Below are 15,389 nucleotides of genomic sequence, written 5' to 3' on the forward strand. Positions count from 1 at the left end.
TAACATCCAAGAGGTAAAAAATGGCAAGCAAGATGCAGGGAAAGCAGGGGTGGCGGGGAAGGCGTGGCACGGCGCGGGCAGGAGGGATGCGCGGCACGCGGGCGCTCAAGCCCCTGGTTTGTTCCCTGATGCTGGCCGCGCCGGTGGCGCAGGCCGAGACCGAAGCCGATGCATCGCGCAGCCGCACGCTGGCGCCGATCACGGTGTCGGCCAATCCGCTGGGCCTGGACCTGAACAGCACCATGCTGCCGGCTTCCGTGCTGGAAGGCGATGAACTGATCGAGCGCCGCGCCGGCACGCTGGGCGAGACCCTCAAGAGCCTGCCGGGCGTGAACAGCGATACCTTCGGCGGCGGCGCCAGCCGGCCCGTGATCCGTGGCCAGACCGCGCCGCGCGTCAAGGTGCTGTCCGACGGTTCCGAGGTGATGGACGCGTCCGGCATTTCGCCCGACCACGCGGTGACGGTGGAGCCGCTGCTGGCCGAGCGCATCGAGGTGCTGCGCGGCCCGGCCACGCTGCTGTACGGCGGCGGCGCGATCGGTGGCGTGGTGAACGTGGTGGACAAGAAGATTCCCACCGCCGTGCCGGAGAAGGGCGTGGAGATGGAAGCCGAGCTGCGCGGCGCCACCGGCACCAAGGAGCGCGCGGGCGCGGTCGGCATTACCGCCGGCCAAGGGCAGTTTGCGGTGCGGGTCGAGGGCATGAAGCGGCGCACCAGCGACTACGACGTGCCGGACTGGCCCGGCGGCAAACTGGCGGGGTCGTACAGCGAGTCCTCGCAGGGCACGGTCGGTATGTCGTGGATCACGCCGCGCGGCTATGTCGGCCTGGCCTTCACGCACCTGGAAAGCAAGTACGGCCTGCCCGGCCACAATCACGAATACGAAGGCTGCCATCCGCACGGCACGCACCTGCATTGCGGCGGCCATGACCATGATCATGACGAAGAAGGCGAGGAAGGCCACGACCATGACCACGATCACGAACATGGCGGTGTGCCCTACGTCAAACTGCGCAGCAACCGCCTGGACCTGCGCGCCGAATACCAGGACCCGTTCGCCGGTTTCGAGAAGATCCGCGTGCGCGGCGGCCTGACCGACTACCAGCACGACGAGATCGAGGGCGGCCAGGTCGGCACCCGCTTCAAGAACAAGGGCTACGACCTGCGCGTGGAATTGCAGCACAAGCCGGTGGCCGGCTGGCGCGGCGTAATCGGGCTGCAGAACGCCTACAGCGACTTCCGCGCCGACGGCGAGGAAGCCTTCCTGCCGCGCAGCCGCACGCGTTCGAACGGCCTGTTCGTGCTGGAGGAGTACCAGCTGAACGACTGGCGTTTCGAGGTCGGTGCGCGCCAGGACTGGCAGCGCATCGCGCCGTCCGGCGGCGCCTCGCGCAGCAGCCTGTCGGGCACCTCGCTGTCGGCTGCCGCCATCTGGGACTTCGCGCCGCAGTACTCCGTGGCCCTGTCGCTGTCGCGTTCGCAGCGCCTGCCGACCGCGCAGGAGCTGTACGCCGATGGCGTGCACTTGGCCACCAATACCTATGAACTGGGCAACTCGGGCCTGGGCCGCGAGACCTCGCACAATATCGACCTGACCCTGCGCAAGCATGCGGGCGACACGACCTTCTCGGCCAGCGTGTTCCACAACCGCGTCAAGAACTACATCTACGCCAATACGCTGGACCGCTACGAGGACTTCCGCCTGATCGAGTACACCCAGCGCGACGCCGAGTTCACCGGCGTCGAAGGCGAGCTGCGGCACCAGTTCACGCCGGTGTTCTCGGCGGCGGTGTTCGGCGACTACGTGCGCGGCAAGCTGACCGGCGGCGACGGCAACCTGCCGCGCATCCCGGCGGCGCGCGCCGGTCTGCGCGGCAACGTCAAGTGGCAGCAGTGGTCGGGCGGCGTCGAGTATGCGCGCGTGTTTTCGCAGAAGGATATCGCTGCCTATGAAAGCAGCACGCCGGGCTACAACATGGTCAATGCGGTGGTGGCCTATCGCGGCCGCTATGGCGCCACGGGCTACGAGGTCTACCTGCGCGGCACCAATCTGCTGAACAAGCTGGCCTACAACCACGCCTCGTTCATTTCGTCGGTGGCGCCGCTGCCCGGGCGCAGCGTGATGCTGGGTATGCGCCTGACCTATTGAGGCGGCGCGGCCGGACTGCGCGGGCCGAGGGATGTGCTAAGTTCCCGCCATCCCGCCCGCCCCGGAGTGCGCCATGCTGAAGTTCGCCGCCAATCTGTCGATGATGTACCAGGAACATGCGTTCCTGGACCGCTATGCGGCCGCGGCCGCCGATGGCTTCGCGGCGGTTGAATGCATGTTTCCCTACGAAGCGCCCGCCGCTTCCGTGCGCGCGCGCATGGATGACGCGGGGGTGTCGCAGGTATTGTTCAACGCGCCGCCCGGCGTGACCGCGCGCGGCGAGCGGGGCCTGGCCGCCTTGCCCGAGCGCCAGGCCGAATTTCGCGCCGGCATCGAGCAGGCGTTGGACTATGCCGCCGCGCTGGCCTGTGCCCAGGTGCATGTGATGGCCGGCGTGGCGCCCGAGGGCGCGGCGCGCGCGCCCATGCTGGACTGCTACCGCGAGAACCTGGACTGGGCCGCGCGCCAGGCGCGCCCGGCGGGCGTGACGCTGCTGATCGAACCCATCAACACGCGCGACATTCCCGGCTATTTCCTCAATCGTCAGGACGAGGCCCACCAGGTGGTGCAGGCGGTCAACGCGCCCAACCTGAAAGTGCAGATGGACCTGTACCACTGCCAGATCGTCGAGGGCGATGTCACCGCCCGCTTGCGTCAGTACCTGCCCACCGGGCGGGTTGGGCACCTGCAGATCGCCGGCGTGCCGCTGCGCCAGGAACCCGATCGGGGCGAGCTGGATTACGGCTGGATTTTCCAGGTGCTGCGCGAGCTGGACTACACCGGCTGGATCGGCTGCGAGTACCGTCCCGCCGCCGGCACCCGCGCCGGCCTGGGCTGGCTGGCCGCGGCGCGCGCCTGAGCGCGTGGGTTCCGGTCGCTTTCGTGCCGGCGCGTCATGACCGTGATCGCGGCTGTCGCGTCGCGCCGAAAATATAGTTAATATGTTAATTAAATCAAGAACACCAGGAGACAACCCCATGTCCAGAAGAGGCTTCATGCGCCGCGTGCTGGGCGCCGCGGCCGTGGCGGCATTCGCCGCGCACGCCGCGCCCGCGCTGGCCGGCGAATTCCCCGACCGTCCGATCCGCTGGCTGGTGCCATTCAGCGCCGGCGGCGGCAGCGATCTGGCCACCCGCATCGTCGCCAAACATGTGAGCCAGACGCTGGGCCAGCCGGTGGTGGTGGAGAACCGGCCCGGGGCGGCCACCATCGTGGCGGCCCAGGAAACCGCGCGCGCCGCGCCCGATGGCTATACGCTGATGACTGCGGGCATGAGCACGCTGGCCTTGAACCCGTGGCTGTACAAGCAACTGCCTTATGACCCCTGGAAGGATCTGAGGCCGGTCTCGACGCTGGTGGCACTGCCGATCGTGCTGGTGGCCTCGCCGGCTTCCGATCTGAAGAACCTGCCGGAGGTGATGGCGTACCTGTCGGACGACAAGTCGGCCAGCTACGCCTCGCTGGGCGTGGGCAGCCCGCACCACCTGGCGATGGAGCTGTTCCTGTCGCTGTTCGGCGCCAAGGCCACCGCGATTCCGTACAAAGGCACGCCGCCGGCCTTGCAGGACGTGGCGGCGGGCGTGGTGCCGCTGATGATGGCCGACCTGGCGGCCGCGCGGCCTTTGATCCAGGCGGGCAAGCTGCGCGCCATCGCGGTGCCCGCGAACGCGCGTTCGGAACAGTTGCCGGATGTGCCGACTTTCGGCGAGGCCGGCGGGCCGCCGCTGGAGGCCACCGCCTGGCAGGGCGTGGTGGCGCCGGCGGGCACGCCGAAGGCGGTGGTCGACAAGCTCAGCGGCGCGATCCAGACGGCGCTGCGAGCGCCCGAGGTGGCCCGGCAGCTCAGGCTGCAAGGCATGCAGCCGATGGGCAGTTCCTCGAACGACTTCTACGATTACGCGCGCCGCGAGTACGAGAACTGGGGCGTGGTCATCCGCAAGAAGAATATCTCGGTGGATTGAGACCGCGCGCGCCGCTTCGCCTGCCGGGCCAAGGCCGCCGGTGGCGGGGCTTGGCGTGACGGAGGCGCGGTCTACGCCGAGGCGGCGCGGTTCTGGCGGCGCGCGGTGGCGGCGCAGCCGGCCGAGGCGATGATGATGCCGCAGATCGCCAGCCACTGCGTGCCGGACAGGTGCTCGTGCAGCACGATGACGCCGGCCAGCGCGCCCATGGCGGGCTCCATGCTCAGCAACACGCCGAAGGTCTTCTGCGGCAGGCGCCGCAGGGCGACCATTTCCAGGGAATAGGGCAGGGCGCTGGACAGGATGCCGACGGCGATGCCGGCCAGGATCAGCTTCGGGTCCAGCAGCGCCATGCCGGCGTGGGCCGCGCCCACCGGCAGCGCCACCATGGTGGCCGCCAGCAACCCCAGCGAGGTGGCCTGGCCGCCATGCACGTTGCCGGCCTTCTTGCCGAAGATGATGTACAACGCCCAGCACACCGCCGCGCCCAGCGCGTAGGCGATGCCGACGGGGTCGAGGTCGTGCATGGACTGGCCGGTCGGGATCAGCAGCAGCAGCCCGGCCAGGGCGCAGGCGATCCAGACGAAGTCGATGGCGCGCCGCGACAGCGCCACCGCCAGGGTCAGCGGCCCGGTGAATTCGATGGCGATGGCCACGCCCAGCGGCAGGGTGCGCAGCGCCATGTAGAACAGCAGGTTCATGCAGGCCAGCGTCACGCCGTACAGCGCGATCTTGGCGGCGTTGCGCCGCGTCAGCGGAAAGCGCCACGGGCGCCAGAACGCGATCAGGATGATGGCGCCGATGACGATGCGATAGGCCGTCGTACCCTGGGCGCCCACTTCGGGAAACAGCGACTTGGCGAACGAGGTGCCGATGCACAGCGAGGCCATGGCGCCGATCAGCGACAGGGTCGGCATCAGGGTGGAGACGGAGGCGTCGCGTGCGGAGGGCAGGGCGGTGGCGGTCATGGTGTTGCGGCTACAGGAAAATCAGGGGCGACGGCTTCCCAGTGTAAGCAAGGCGCCTGATTATTTTCTGCGGTGAGGGGGCTGCAAATGAAGTTTCCCGTCAAGTTCGGGGGGCGGATCGCGGCGCGGGACGTTTAGAATCGTTCAACCGGCCCATCGGGCCTGGCCCGCCGCAGTCCGAGACACCCCATGGAACTAGACGATTTCGATCTTCAGATCCTGCAGAGCCTGCAGGAAGACAACCAGCGCACCAGCCAGGAGGTGGCCGAGCGCGTCAACCTGTCGCCGGTATCGTGCCTGCGCCGCATGAAGCGCCTGCGTGAATCCGGCGCGGTGCTGGGCGACGTGTCGGTAGTGGACCCGGCGGCGGTGGGACGCGACATCATGATGATGGTGCTGGTGTCGCTCGAAAGCGAGCGCGCCGACAAGCTGGACAGCTTCAAGCGCGCCATGCGCGGCGCGCCGGAGATCATGCAGTGCCTGGCGGTGACGGGCGAAGTGGATTTCGTGGTCACCATGACCGTGCGCGACATGGCGGAGTACGATGCCTTCGCGCAGCGCCACTTCTGGGGTGATCCGAATGTGAAGCGCTTCTCGACGCTGGTGGTGATGAACCGCGTGAAATACGGGCTGGCCGTGCCGACGGCGCGGCCGGACGAAGAATAGAAAGGAAACCACATGGCCTTGCATAGCTGGCTCATCTATCTGGTTGCCGTGATCGGCCTGTCGATCACGCCCGGCCCCAACACCTTGCTGGCGCTGACCCATGGCGCGCTGCACGGGCATCGCAAGGCGCTGTGCACCATCGCCGGCGGCGCGGTCGGTTTCATCGCCCTGATCGCCCTGTCGATGCTGGGCATCAGCGCGCTGCTCAAGGCCTGGGGGCCGGCGCTGACGGTATTGAAATGGGCCGGCGGCGCCTACCTGATCTGGCTCGGCGTCCAGCTGTGGCGCTCGCCCGGCGTGCAGTTGCGTCCGGCGCCCGACATGCCGCGCCTGCGCGGCACGCGCATGTTCAGCCAGGGCTTCCTGTCGGCGATCGCCAATCCCAAGGCGCTGCTGTTCTACGGCGCCTTCCTGCCGCAGTTCATCGATCCGGCGCGCAGCCTGTTCACGCAGTTCATGATCATGGCCGCCACCTTCGTGGCCATCGAGTTCCTGGTGGAGTACGTGCTGGCGCGTCTGGCGCACCGCGTGCGTCCGTGGCTGGAACGCGCGGGACGGCGCTTCAACAAGGTGTGCGGGGGATTGTTCGCGGCGATGGGGGCGGCGTTGCCGGGGTCTTGAGGCGCGTGGGCTTGAGCCACCGCCTGGGTTTGGCCCCCACTTTCTGACCCATCCATGCAAAAGCCCGGCTCCTAGGAGCCGGGCTTTTTAATTCTGGTGGCCTGGGGCGGAATCGAACCACCGACACGCGGATTTTCAATCCGCTGCTCTACCAACTGAGCTACCAGGCCAACGAAGTCCGCAACTATACACAATTTTTTGGACTTGTGCCAGTCGCGCCGAAAAAGTCTGAAGAATTTTCGGTGCGCCTTTCCATGCGGCAAGGGGCAAGGCGCGCATACTACCGCAAACGGCTGTTGCATGGGGTGCGACGCAAGGTCGCGGCCGGGGTCCCGGATGGCGTGGGGATAACCCGCGGGAGTATAATCATGGCCGGTCCGCTGTTACATGCACGCTGTACAACGTGGTGCTTGGCGGGGACCACAGCTCTAATACTCACGGCCTTGTCCTTACATGTCGGTAGCTGTTCTAGCCTTCGGTCTGAATCACACGTCCGCGCCGGTGTCGGTCCGCGAACGCGTGTCCATGCCCGTCGATCTGGTCAAGCCGGCGCTGGAAGGCCTGCGTTCGGCGTTCGGCGGATCGGTGCGCGAAGCCGCCATCCTGTCGACCTGCAACCGCACCGAAATCTATTGCGCCGCCGACGGCCACGTGGCCGACAAGCTGCCCGCGTGGCTGGCCGAACACAACCGCCTGGATGCCGGCACGCTGCACCCGCACCTGTACCGCCACCAGCAGGACGACGCCGTGCGCCACGCCTTCCGCGTGGCCAGCGGGCTCGACTCCATGGTGCTGGGCGAAACCCAGATCGTCGGCCAGATGAAAGACGCGGTGCGCGCGGCTGGCGAGGCCGGTTCGCTCGGCACGCTGCTGCACCAGATGTTCCAGCGCACCTTCTCGGTGGCCAAGGAAGTCCGCTCGCAGACCGCCATCGGCGCGCAGTCGGTGTCGATGGCCGCCGCCGCGGTGCGCCTGGCCGAACGCGTGTTCGGCAACCTGGACCAGGCCCGCACGCTGTTCATCGGCGCGGGCGAAATGATCGAACTGTGCGCCACCCACTTCGCCGCGCAGCGTCCGCGCAGCATGGTGGTGGCCAATCGCACGGCTGAACGCGCCGAGCTGCTGGCCAACCGGTTCTCGGCCAGCACCATGAAGCTGTCGGACCTGACCGACCGCCTGTCCGAATTCGACGTGGTCGTCTCCTGTACGGCCAGCTCCCTGCCCATCCTCGGGTTGGGGATGGTGGAACGGGCCACGCGCCTGCGCCGTCACCGCCCCATGGTGATGATCGACCTGGCCGTGCCGCGCGACATCGAACCCGAGGTCGGCCGCCTGGACGACGTCTACCTGTATTCCGTCGATGACCTGGGCCGCCTGGTCCAGACCGGCACCGATGCGCGCCGCGCCGCCGTGGTGCAGGCCGAGGCCATCATCGAGACCCGCGTCCAGGGCTTCATGCACTGGATGCAATCGCGTGAAGTGGTGCCCGTCATCCGCGACCTGCACCAGGCCGCCGAGGATGTCCGCGCCGCCGAACTCGAACGCGCCCGCCGCCTGCTGGCGCGCGGCGAATCGCCGGAAGCCGTGCTCGAACAACTGGCGCACGGCCTGACCCAGAAATACCTGCATGGCCCGCTGGCGGCGCTGAACCGCAGCGAAGGCGACGACCGCAAGCAACTGCTTGCCTGGATGCCGCGCCTGTTCCCCGGCCGCGACTCGCGCCGTTAGCGGCGCTGCCTCCGCCCCGCCTTGCGGCGGGCGCTCGGTCCGGGCGCCCGCCATCCCTGTTTTCCTTTGCTGAATCCCCATCATGAAATCTTCCATGCGCAGCCGGCTGGAGCATCTGTGTCACCGCCTGATCGAGGTGGACGCGCTGCTGGCCGAACCGGAAACCGCGGGCGACATGGATCGCTTTCGCAAGCTGTCGCGCGAGCGCGCCGAGCTGGAGCCGGTGGTGGAGGCGTTCACCGCGTTCGTGCGCAGCGAGGAAGACCTGGCGACCGCGCAGGAGATGCTGGCCGATCCCGAGCTGAAGGCGATGGCCGAGGATGAGATCAAGACCGGCCGGGCAAGGCTGGAATCGCTGGAGGCGGCGTTGCAGGTGCTGCTGCTGCCGCGCGATCCCAACGACGGCCGCAGCGTGTTCCTGGAAATCCGCGCCGGCACCGGCGGCGACGAAAGCGCGCTGTTCTCGGGCGACCTGCTGCGCATGTACACGCGCTACGCCGAACAGCGCGGCTGGCGCGTCGAATTGATGTCGGAGAGTCCGTCGGAGCTGGGTGGCTACAAGGAAGTGATCGCGCGCATCGAGGGCGATGGCGCCTATGGTCGGCTGAAGTTCGAATCCGGCGCGCATCGCGTGCAGCGGGTGCCCGCCACCGAGGCGCAGGGGCGCATCCACACCTCGGCCTGCACGGTGGCCGTCATGGCCGAAGCCGACGAGATGTCGGAGATCGTCATCAACCCGAGCGACCTGCGCATCGACACCTTCCGCGCCAGCGGCGCGGGCGGCCAGCACATCAACAAGACCGATTCGGCCGTGCGCATCACGCACTTGCCGACCGGACTGGTGGTGGAGTGCCAGGACGACCGTTCTCAGCACCGCAACAAGGACAAGGCCATGCAGGTGCTGGCCGCGCGCCTGAAGGACAAGGAAACCCGCGAGCGCCAGAGCAAGGAGGCGGCCGAGCGCAAGAGCCTGATCGGTTCGGGCGACCGTTCCGAGCGCATCCGCACCTACAACTTCCCGCAGGGCCGGGTCACCGACCATCGCATCAACCTGACGTTGTACAAGTTGCAGCAGATCATGGAAGGCGATCTGGAAGAACTGACCGGCGCCCTGATCGCCGAGCACCAGGCCGAGCAGTTGGCGGCGCTGGGCGACGACGTCTGAGTCGCGGGCGACTCCCAGGCATCCGATTGTCGAGCTTTCCGCGCCCATGACCGCCCAGATCAAGAACCTGCTGCTGGATACGCGCCTGCCGCGGCTCGAGGTGCGCATGCTGCTCGAACACGTGCTGGGCAAGCCGCGCGCCTGGCTGCTGGCGCACGACACCGACCCGCTGGCGCCGGAAGTGGCCACGGCCTACGAGGCGCTGGCGCAGCGCCGCCTGGCCGGCGAGCCGATGGCTTATCTGCTGGGGCAGCGCGAGTTCATGGGGCATGTGTTTCGCGTGACGCCCGACGTGCTGATCCCGCGGCCGGACACCGAGGTGCTGGTGGAAACGGCGCTGGAATGCGTGGCGGGGCAATCCGCGCCTGCGGTGCTGGACCTGGGCACCGGCAGCGGCGCCATCGCCATTTCGATCGCCCTGGCGCGCCGTGACGCCCGCGTGATGGCCAGCGACGTCAGCGCCGCGGCGCTGGCCGTGGCGGCGGGCAATGCCTGGGCCTTGACCGCTTCGGTGCGCTTTGTCGAAGGCAGCTGGTACGGCGCGGTGCCGGCTGGCGAGGGTTTCGACCTGATCGTGTCCAATCCCCCGTATGTCGCCAGCGACGACCCGCACCTGGGCCGGGGCGACGTGCGCTTCGAGCCGCGCGGCGCGCTGACCGATGGCGCCGACGGCCTCGAAGACCTGCGCCGCATCGTGGCCGGCGCCCCTGGCCACCTGAAGGCGGGGGCCGCGTTGTGGATGGAACATGGCTGGGATCAGGCCGAGGCGGTGCGCGGCCTGCTGGCCGCCGCGGGCTTCGCCGACGTCCACAGCCGGCGCGATCTGGCCGGCATCGAACGCGTTTCCGGCGGGCGCTGGCCGGGGCGCGGCTGACGCCGGGTCAACGATTTGTAACCGGCCGATTCCCCGGAACGGCCACGGGGAATCCGGGACGAAATCCCGCCTGTACCTATAATTGGCGTATTCCGTTATGCCTCCTGTCCAAGAGACCACCATGAGCGACGTTCAAGAATTCATCCGCGAAACCGTGACCCAGCACCCCGTCGTGCTGTTCATGAAGGGCACCGCCCAATTCCCGCAGTGCGGCTTTTCCGGCAAGGCCATCCAGATCCTCAAGGGCTGTGGCGTCAAGAAGCTGGTCACCGTGAATGTGCTGGAGGACGACGAGGTCCGCCAGGGCATCAAGGAATTCTCGAATTGGCCGACGATTCCGCAGCTGTACGTGGCCGGCGAGTTCATCGGCGGCTCGGACATCATGAACGAGATGAACGAGTCCGGCGAACTGAAGACCCTGCTGGAGCAATCCGGCGCCACGGCCTGATTCCATGCGGCGACTGGTCATCGGCATCACGGGCGCCACCGGCTCCCTGTACGCGGTGCGCATGCTGCAGGCGCTGCGCGGCGTGGACGATGTCGAGACGCACCTGGTGGTGTCGGCCTCGGGCGTGCTGAACATCAAGCACGAGCTCGATGTCGGCCGCCATGATGTCTACGCGCTGGCCGATCATGTGCACAGCGTGCGCGATGTCGGCGCCACGCTGGCCAGCGGCGCGTTCCAGACGGCCGGCATGGTCATCGTGCCGTGCTCGATGCGCACGCTGGCGGCGGTGGCCCATGGCCTGTCCGACAATCTCATCACGCGCGCGGCCGACGTCACGCTCAAGGAGCGCCGCCGCCTGGTCATGCTGGTGCGCGAAACGCCCTTCAATCTGGCGCACCTGCGCAACATGACCGCCGTCACCGAGATGGGCGGCATCGTGTTTCCGCCGTTGCCGGCGTTCTATCACCGGCCGGCCAGCATCGAGGAAATGGTGGACCACACCGTGGCCCGGGTGCTGGAGCTGTTCGACATCCACGTCCCCGGCCCGCACTGGGAAGGCATGTAATAGGCGCGGTCACGGCCCGGGGGCCATGACCGCCGGGCCGAGGCCCTTACGCATACTTGCCCGTCAGCCCGCCATCGACCAGCAGTTCCGTGCCGGTGATGTACGACGCTTCATCCGACGCCAGGAACGCCACCGCGTTCGCCACTTCCCAGGGCGTGCCCATGCGGCCCATCGGCACCTGCCGGTCGCGCGCGGCGCGCGCCGCCTCCAGATCATCCTTGGCAAACATGCCCGCCACGTTCCTGGCGACGCGCGGCGTGTCGATCAGGCCCGGGATCACCGTGTTCACGCGGATGCCGTCGGGCGCATACTGCTGCGCCGCCATGCGCGCGAAGTGGATCACCGCGGCCTTGCTGACGCTGTAGGCCAGATGGGGATAACCGGTATAGCGGATGCCGGCGATCGACGACACCGTGACGATGGCGCCGCCGCCCTGCGCGCGCATCAGCGGCGCCAGCAGGCGCGTGGCGATCAGCAGGCTGGTGACGTTGACGCGCTGGATGCGGTCCCAGTCAGCCAGGTCGATGTCTTCGGGGCCGCCGACCTTGCCGATGCCGGCATTGGCCTGCAGCACGTCGATGCGGCCGTAGTGGCCCCGCGCGGTGTCCACGGCGGCCTGCATGGCGTCAGCGTCGGCGACGTCGGCCTGCACGGGCAGCGCCTTGCCGCCGGCCCGTTCGACTTCATGCGCGGCATCCTCGGCCGCCGCCAGGTCGGCGTCCAGCGCGATGATGGCCGCGCCTTGGCGCGCCAGCGTCACGCAGCTGGCCTTGCCGATGCTCCAGCCGGCGGCCGACGAGCCGGCGCCGGCCACCAGCACGACCTTGCCGGCCAGCCGCGCGCCCGGCACGGGCGGAATCACGACGGTTCTCCGTCGCGCTGGTGCGATTTGCCCTTGCCGACGTAGGGAATGGCGTGGTCGATGGTTTCCCAGATGAAGCGGCCGCTTGGGCTCTGCTGTTCCTCGGCCACGTGCGACACCAGCCCGGCGGCGCGCGAGATGACGGCGAAGCCGCGCATCAGCGCCGTGGGCACGCCGATCTCGCTGAGCAGCGCGGCGACCGCGCCGGTGGCGTTGATGGTGATGTGCTTGCCGTAGGTTTCGTCGATGGCCGCCGCCAGCAGGCGCAGCGCCTTGAGTGAATCGCCGGGCAGGTCGGGCTCGGCCTCGGCCAGCGCCAGCAGCTTGATCGAACGCGGGTCGTCGGGCTTGTGCAGGTGGTGGCCGAAGCCCGGCAGCGCCTGGCGGCCGGCGCGGAATTCGCGCGCGATCGCCAGCGCTTCGGCGCGGCCGTCGGCGGCCTGGCGGATGCGGTCCAGCAGGCGCGAGCAGTTTTCCATGGTGCCGACGAACTGGCTGCCGACCGCCATCAGGCCGGACGCCACCGCGCCCTGCAGGTTCTCGGGCGCGCTCATGTAGATCAGGCGGGTGGCGATGGCGCTGGGCGTCAGGCCGTGCTCCATCAGCGTCACCAGCACGGCGTCGACGATGCGCATGTCCACCGGGCGCGCCTCGCGGCCCAGGATCTGCATGATCATGACTTCGGTGAAGGTCTTCTTGCCGATCAGGTCATCGACCAGGTCGACGTCGCGGTACGACATGCCGGTGAGGTGATGGGCGCAGAGACGGGTTTCGGGCGTGTTCATGGGGATTCCTTGAGGGCCGCGTCGCGCACGGCGTTCTTGAGCACCTTGCCGACGGGCGAGCGCGGCAGGCTGTCGTGGATATGGATCTGCTTGGGCGTGGCGACCGGGCCGAGCAGGCCGCGCACATGGGCCTTGAGCGCTTCCGCATCCGCGGCCATGCCGGGATGCAGTTGCACGGCGGCGTGCACCGCCTCGCCCCATTTGTCGTCGGGCAGGCCGAAGACCGAGCATTCGTACACCGCCGGGTGGGCCGACAACGCGTTCTCGACGTCCACGGGGTACACGTTGAAGCCGCCGGTGATGATGACGTCGCGCAGCCGGTCTTTCAGGAACAGATAGCCGCGGGTGTCGATCAGGCCGGTGTCGCCGGTGTGCAGCCAGCCGTCGACGATGGTCTCGGCGGTCTTCTCGGGCAGGCGCCAGTAGCCCGACATCACCAGGTCGCCGCGCACCACCACTTCGCCGATGGCGCCGCGCGGCAGCAGGGCGCCGGCCGGGTCCATGATGGCGACGTCCGACAGCCAGGTGACGCGCCCGACCGAGGCGCGGTTCTCGGGGGATTCCAGATCGCCGGGGCGCAGCACCGTGACGATCTGCGGCGCTTCGGTCTGGCCGTAGGTGGTGCCCAGCACCGGGCCGAAGAAGGCGCGGGCGCGGTCGATCTTCTCGGGCGGCATGGGCGCGCCGCCGTAGATCAGGTTGCGCAGGGTCGGGAAATCGGCGCGCGACACGCCGGGCTGGGCCATGATCATGTAGATCAGGGTCGGCGGCATGAAGCTGAGCGTGCCGCCGCGCTCGCGGAAGGCGGCGGTGATGCTGGCCGGCGTGGCGCTGTCGAGCAGCACGTGCGCGCCGCCGCGCGCCAGTACCGGCAGCAGGTAGGTGCCGGTGCCATGCGTCACCGGGGCGGCGACCACGTAGCGGTCCTCGTGCGTCAGGCCCCAGCTGTGGATTTGGTTGATGATGGCGGCGTTCCAGGCGTGATAGGGCTGCATCACGCCCTTGGGCAGGCCGGTGGTGCCGCCGGTGAATTTGATGGCCTGGGTGGCGTCGCGCGGCAGCGCGTGGCGCACCGGTTCGCGTCCGGCGCCGCGCTGCAACAGGCGCTCGACCTGCAGCCCGGCGGCCTCGGCCGACAGGCTGACGCGGTGCGGCGCGCCCGCCGCCACCAGCGCGTCGCCGGCGCCGTCCACCATGACGATGGACGGCTCGGTGGCCTCCAGGATGCGCCCGATCTCGCGCGCGGTGCTGCGGGTATTGAGCGGCACCCAGACCTTGCCGCTGGCCAGCACCGCCAGCAGCGCCAGGATGTGGCGGCGGGTGTTGCCGGCGCAGAGCGCGACGCGGGTCTGCGGCGCCGGGTCCAGGTCCTGCAGCGCCGCGGCCAGCGCGCGCACGTCCGCGGCCAGTTGCGCATAAGTGACCTGGCCCTCGGGCGCGTCCAGCGCCACCCGGTCCGGATACTGCTCGGCGGCGCGGAAAAAGAAATCGATCGGGTACACCCTGTGGCTCCTCAGTTGGCCTTGATATCGGCGCGTTTGACTACCGCGCCCCACTTGTCGATTTCGCTGGCGATCTTCTTGGAGAAGGTCGCCGGCGTGTTGGGCGGTTTGGGCGCGTAGAAGCCGGCCTGTTTGTAGGACGCCTGCAAGGCGGCGCTGGCCAGCGCTTTGTTCATGGCCTGGTTCAGGCGGTCAATGACGGCTTGCGGCGTGCCCGCGGGCGCCATCAAGCCGAACCAGGATTCGACGTCGAAGCCGGGCAGCCCGGATTCGGCCAGCGTCGGCACATCGGGCAGCACCGCCAGGCGCTGCGGCGAGGTCACGCCGATGGGGCGCAGCTTGCCGCCTTGCACGTGCGGCAGCGACGAGGGCAGGTTGTCGAACATGGAGTCCACCTGGCCGCCCAGCAGGTCCGCCACCGCCGGGCCGCTGCCGCGATACGGCACATGCAGGATGTCGGTGCCGGTGCGCATTTTGAACAGCTCGCACGACAAGTGGATGGATGAGCCGGTGCCGGACGAGGCGCAGGTCAGCTTGCCCGGATGGGCCTTGGCGTAGTCGATGTACTCCTGCACCGTCTTGACCGGCAGCTTGGGGTTGACCACCAGGATGTTCGGGATGGTCGCCAGCAGGCCGATGGGCTTGAAGTCTTTGACGAAGTCGTAGTTCAGCTTGCTGTAGAGCGAGCGATTGATGGTGTTGGCGATCGAGCCGACGTACAAGGTGTAGCCGTCGGGCGCGGCGCGCGAGACGATTTCGGCGCCGATATTGCTGTTGGCGCCGGTCTTGTTCTCGACCACGAAGGTCTGCCCCAGTTCCTCGGCCAGCGACTTGGCCACCAGTCGCGCGACGATGTCGGTGGCGCCGCCCGCGGCATAGCCGACCACCAGGGTCACCGGGCGGTCGGGGTAGGCCCCGGCGGCATGGCCGGGGGTGCTGAAGGCCAGGGCGCTCGCCAGGGCCGCGACGCTCGCGGCCAGCCGCTTGCTGAATGTCTGCATGGTTGTCTCCGTCCTGTTTGTCTAATATTTGGACAGATCTATGCCTGCCCGACTTCATATTGGGCTTTGATAAGCGCCTCATCAATGCAAGGT

The 15,389-nt window shown here is 68.4% G+C and carries 15 protein-coding genes and 1 tRNA gene; 10 read left to right on the forward strand and 6 right to left on the reverse strand.

The features are described from left to right. The first annotated feature begins 32 nt into the window (after positions 1-32). From K2W61_RS10590 to K2W61_RS10600, 3 genes are all read left to right on the forward strand, one after another. On the forward strand, positions 33-2,150 hold the full coding sequence (locus tag K2W61_RS10590; RefSeq protein ID WP_175132876.1) for a TonB-dependent receptor domain-containing protein: 2,118 nt from the start codon (positions 33-35) through the stop codon (positions 2,148-2,150). Between the two features lie 73 nt (positions 2,151-2,223). Further along, complete coding sequence (gene otnI / locus K2W61_RS10595) at positions 2,224-3,009, forward strand: 2-oxo-tetronate isomerase (protein ID WP_236755569.1); 786 nt, start codon at positions 2,224-2,226, stop codon at positions 3,007-3,009. Positions 3,010-3,127: 118 nt separating this feature from the next. Continuing rightward, entirely contained in the window at positions 3,128-4,111 is a 984-nt protein-coding gene (locus tag K2W61_RS10600) for a Bug family tripartite tricarboxylate transporter substrate binding protein (RefSeq protein ID WP_236755570.1), read from the forward strand. Between the two features lie 71 nt (positions 4,112-4,182). Here K2W61_RS10600 and K2W61_RS10605 read toward each other — a convergent pair whose 3' ends face one another. Then, the gene (locus tag K2W61_RS10605) at positions 4,183-5,079 is read right to left on the reverse strand and encodes an EamA family transporter (RefSeq protein WP_175132781.1); all 897 of its coding nucleotides are present in this window, start codon (positions 5,077-5,079) and stop codon (positions 4,183-4,185) included. Between the two features lie 189 nt (positions 5,080-5,268). On the opposite strand from K2W61_RS10605, the gene K2W61_RS10610 reads away from it, so the two are divergent. Next, entirely contained in the window at positions 5,269-5,745 is a 477-nt protein-coding gene (locus K2W61_RS10610) for an Lrp/AsnC family transcriptional regulator (protein WP_175132780.1), read from the forward strand. 12 nt (positions 5,746-5,757) lie between these two features. Beyond that, positions 5,758-6,366: a LysE family translocator gene (locus K2W61_RS10615; protein ID WP_175132779.1), complete on the forward strand. Its 609-nt coding sequence runs from the start codon at positions 5,758-5,760 to the stop codon at positions 6,364-6,366. A 94-nt stretch (positions 6,367-6,460) separates the two neighbouring features. Here K2W61_RS10615 and K2W61_RS10620 read toward each other — a convergent pair. Next, positions 6,461-6,536: transfer RNA gene (locus K2W61_RS10620), tRNA-Phe, on the reverse strand. A 283-nt stretch (positions 6,537-6,819) separates the two neighbouring features. Between K2W61_RS10620 and hemA the strand changes: the two genes are divergently transcribed. From hemA to K2W61_RS10645, 5 genes are all read left to right on the forward strand, one after another. Beyond that, entirely contained in the window at positions 6,820-8,094 is a 1,275-nt protein-coding gene (hemA, locus tag K2W61_RS10625; protein ID WP_175132778.1) for a glutamyl-tRNA reductase, read from the forward strand. 82 nt (positions 8,095-8,176) lie between these two features. Next, positions 8,177-9,259 carry a peptide chain release factor 1 gene (gene prfA, locus K2W61_RS10630; RefSeq protein WP_175141264.1) on the forward strand — a complete coding sequence of 361 codons (1,083 nt, stop codon included), beginning with the start codon at positions 8,177-8,179 and terminating at the stop codon, positions 9,257-9,259. 46 nt (positions 9,260-9,305) lie between these two features. Then, positions 9,306-10,133: a peptide chain release factor N(5)-glutamine methyltransferase gene (gene prmC / locus K2W61_RS10635; protein ID WP_175132776.1), complete on the forward strand. Its 828-nt coding sequence runs from the start codon at positions 9,306-9,308 to the stop codon at positions 10,131-10,133. 121 nt (positions 10,134-10,254) lie between these two features. Then, positions 10,255-10,581, forward strand: coding sequence for a Grx4 family monothiol glutaredoxin (grxD, locus tag K2W61_RS10640; RefSeq protein ID WP_006391696.1), 327 nt, complete (start codon positions 10,255-10,257; stop codon positions 10,579-10,581). 4 nt (positions 10,582-10,585) lie between these two features. Further along, positions 10,586-11,146 (forward strand): UbiX family flavin prenyltransferase, encoded by a 561-nt coding sequence (locus K2W61_RS10645; RefSeq protein WP_175132775.1) that lies wholly within the window; start codon positions 10,586-10,588, stop codon positions 11,144-11,146. Between the two features lie 46 nt (positions 11,147-11,192). Here the strand turns inward: K2W61_RS10645 and K2W61_RS10650 are convergent, their stop codons facing one another. From K2W61_RS10650 to K2W61_RS10665, 4 genes are read right to left on the reverse strand one after another with little or no spacing between them, the layout of a single operon-like run. Continuing rightward, positions 11,193-12,008 carry an SDR family NAD(P)-dependent oxidoreductase gene (locus K2W61_RS10650; protein WP_175132774.1) on the reverse strand — a complete coding sequence of 272 codons (816 nt, stop codon included), beginning with the start codon at positions 12,006-12,008 and terminating at the stop codon, positions 11,193-11,195. Then, on the reverse strand, positions 12,005-12,793 hold the full coding sequence (locus K2W61_RS10655; RefSeq protein WP_175132773.1) for a citryl-CoA lyase: 789 nt from the start codon (positions 12,791-12,793) through the stop codon (positions 12,005-12,007). The genes K2W61_RS10650 and K2W61_RS10655 overlap by 4 nt, the downstream gene beginning before the upstream one ends. Continuing rightward, entirely contained in the window at positions 12,790-14,295 is a 1,506-nt protein-coding gene (locus tag K2W61_RS10660) for a class I adenylate-forming enzyme family protein (RefSeq protein ID WP_175141262.1), read from the reverse strand. The genes K2W61_RS10655 and K2W61_RS10660 overlap by 4 nt, the downstream gene beginning before the upstream one ends. An 11-nt stretch (positions 14,296-14,306) precedes the next feature. Continuing rightward, positions 14,307-15,296 carry a Bug family tripartite tricarboxylate transporter substrate binding protein gene (locus K2W61_RS10665; protein ID WP_236755571.1) on the reverse strand — a complete coding sequence of 330 codons (990 nt, stop codon included), beginning with the start codon at positions 15,294-15,296 and terminating at the stop codon, positions 14,307-14,309. Positions 15,297-15,389 lie beyond the last annotated feature (93 nt).

The sequence above is a fragment of the Achromobacter pulmonis genome (assembly GCF_021733725.1).
Classification (GTDB): domain Bacteria; phylum Pseudomonadota; class Gammaproteobacteria; order Burkholderiales; family Burkholderiaceae_B; genus Achromobacter; species Achromobacter pulmonis.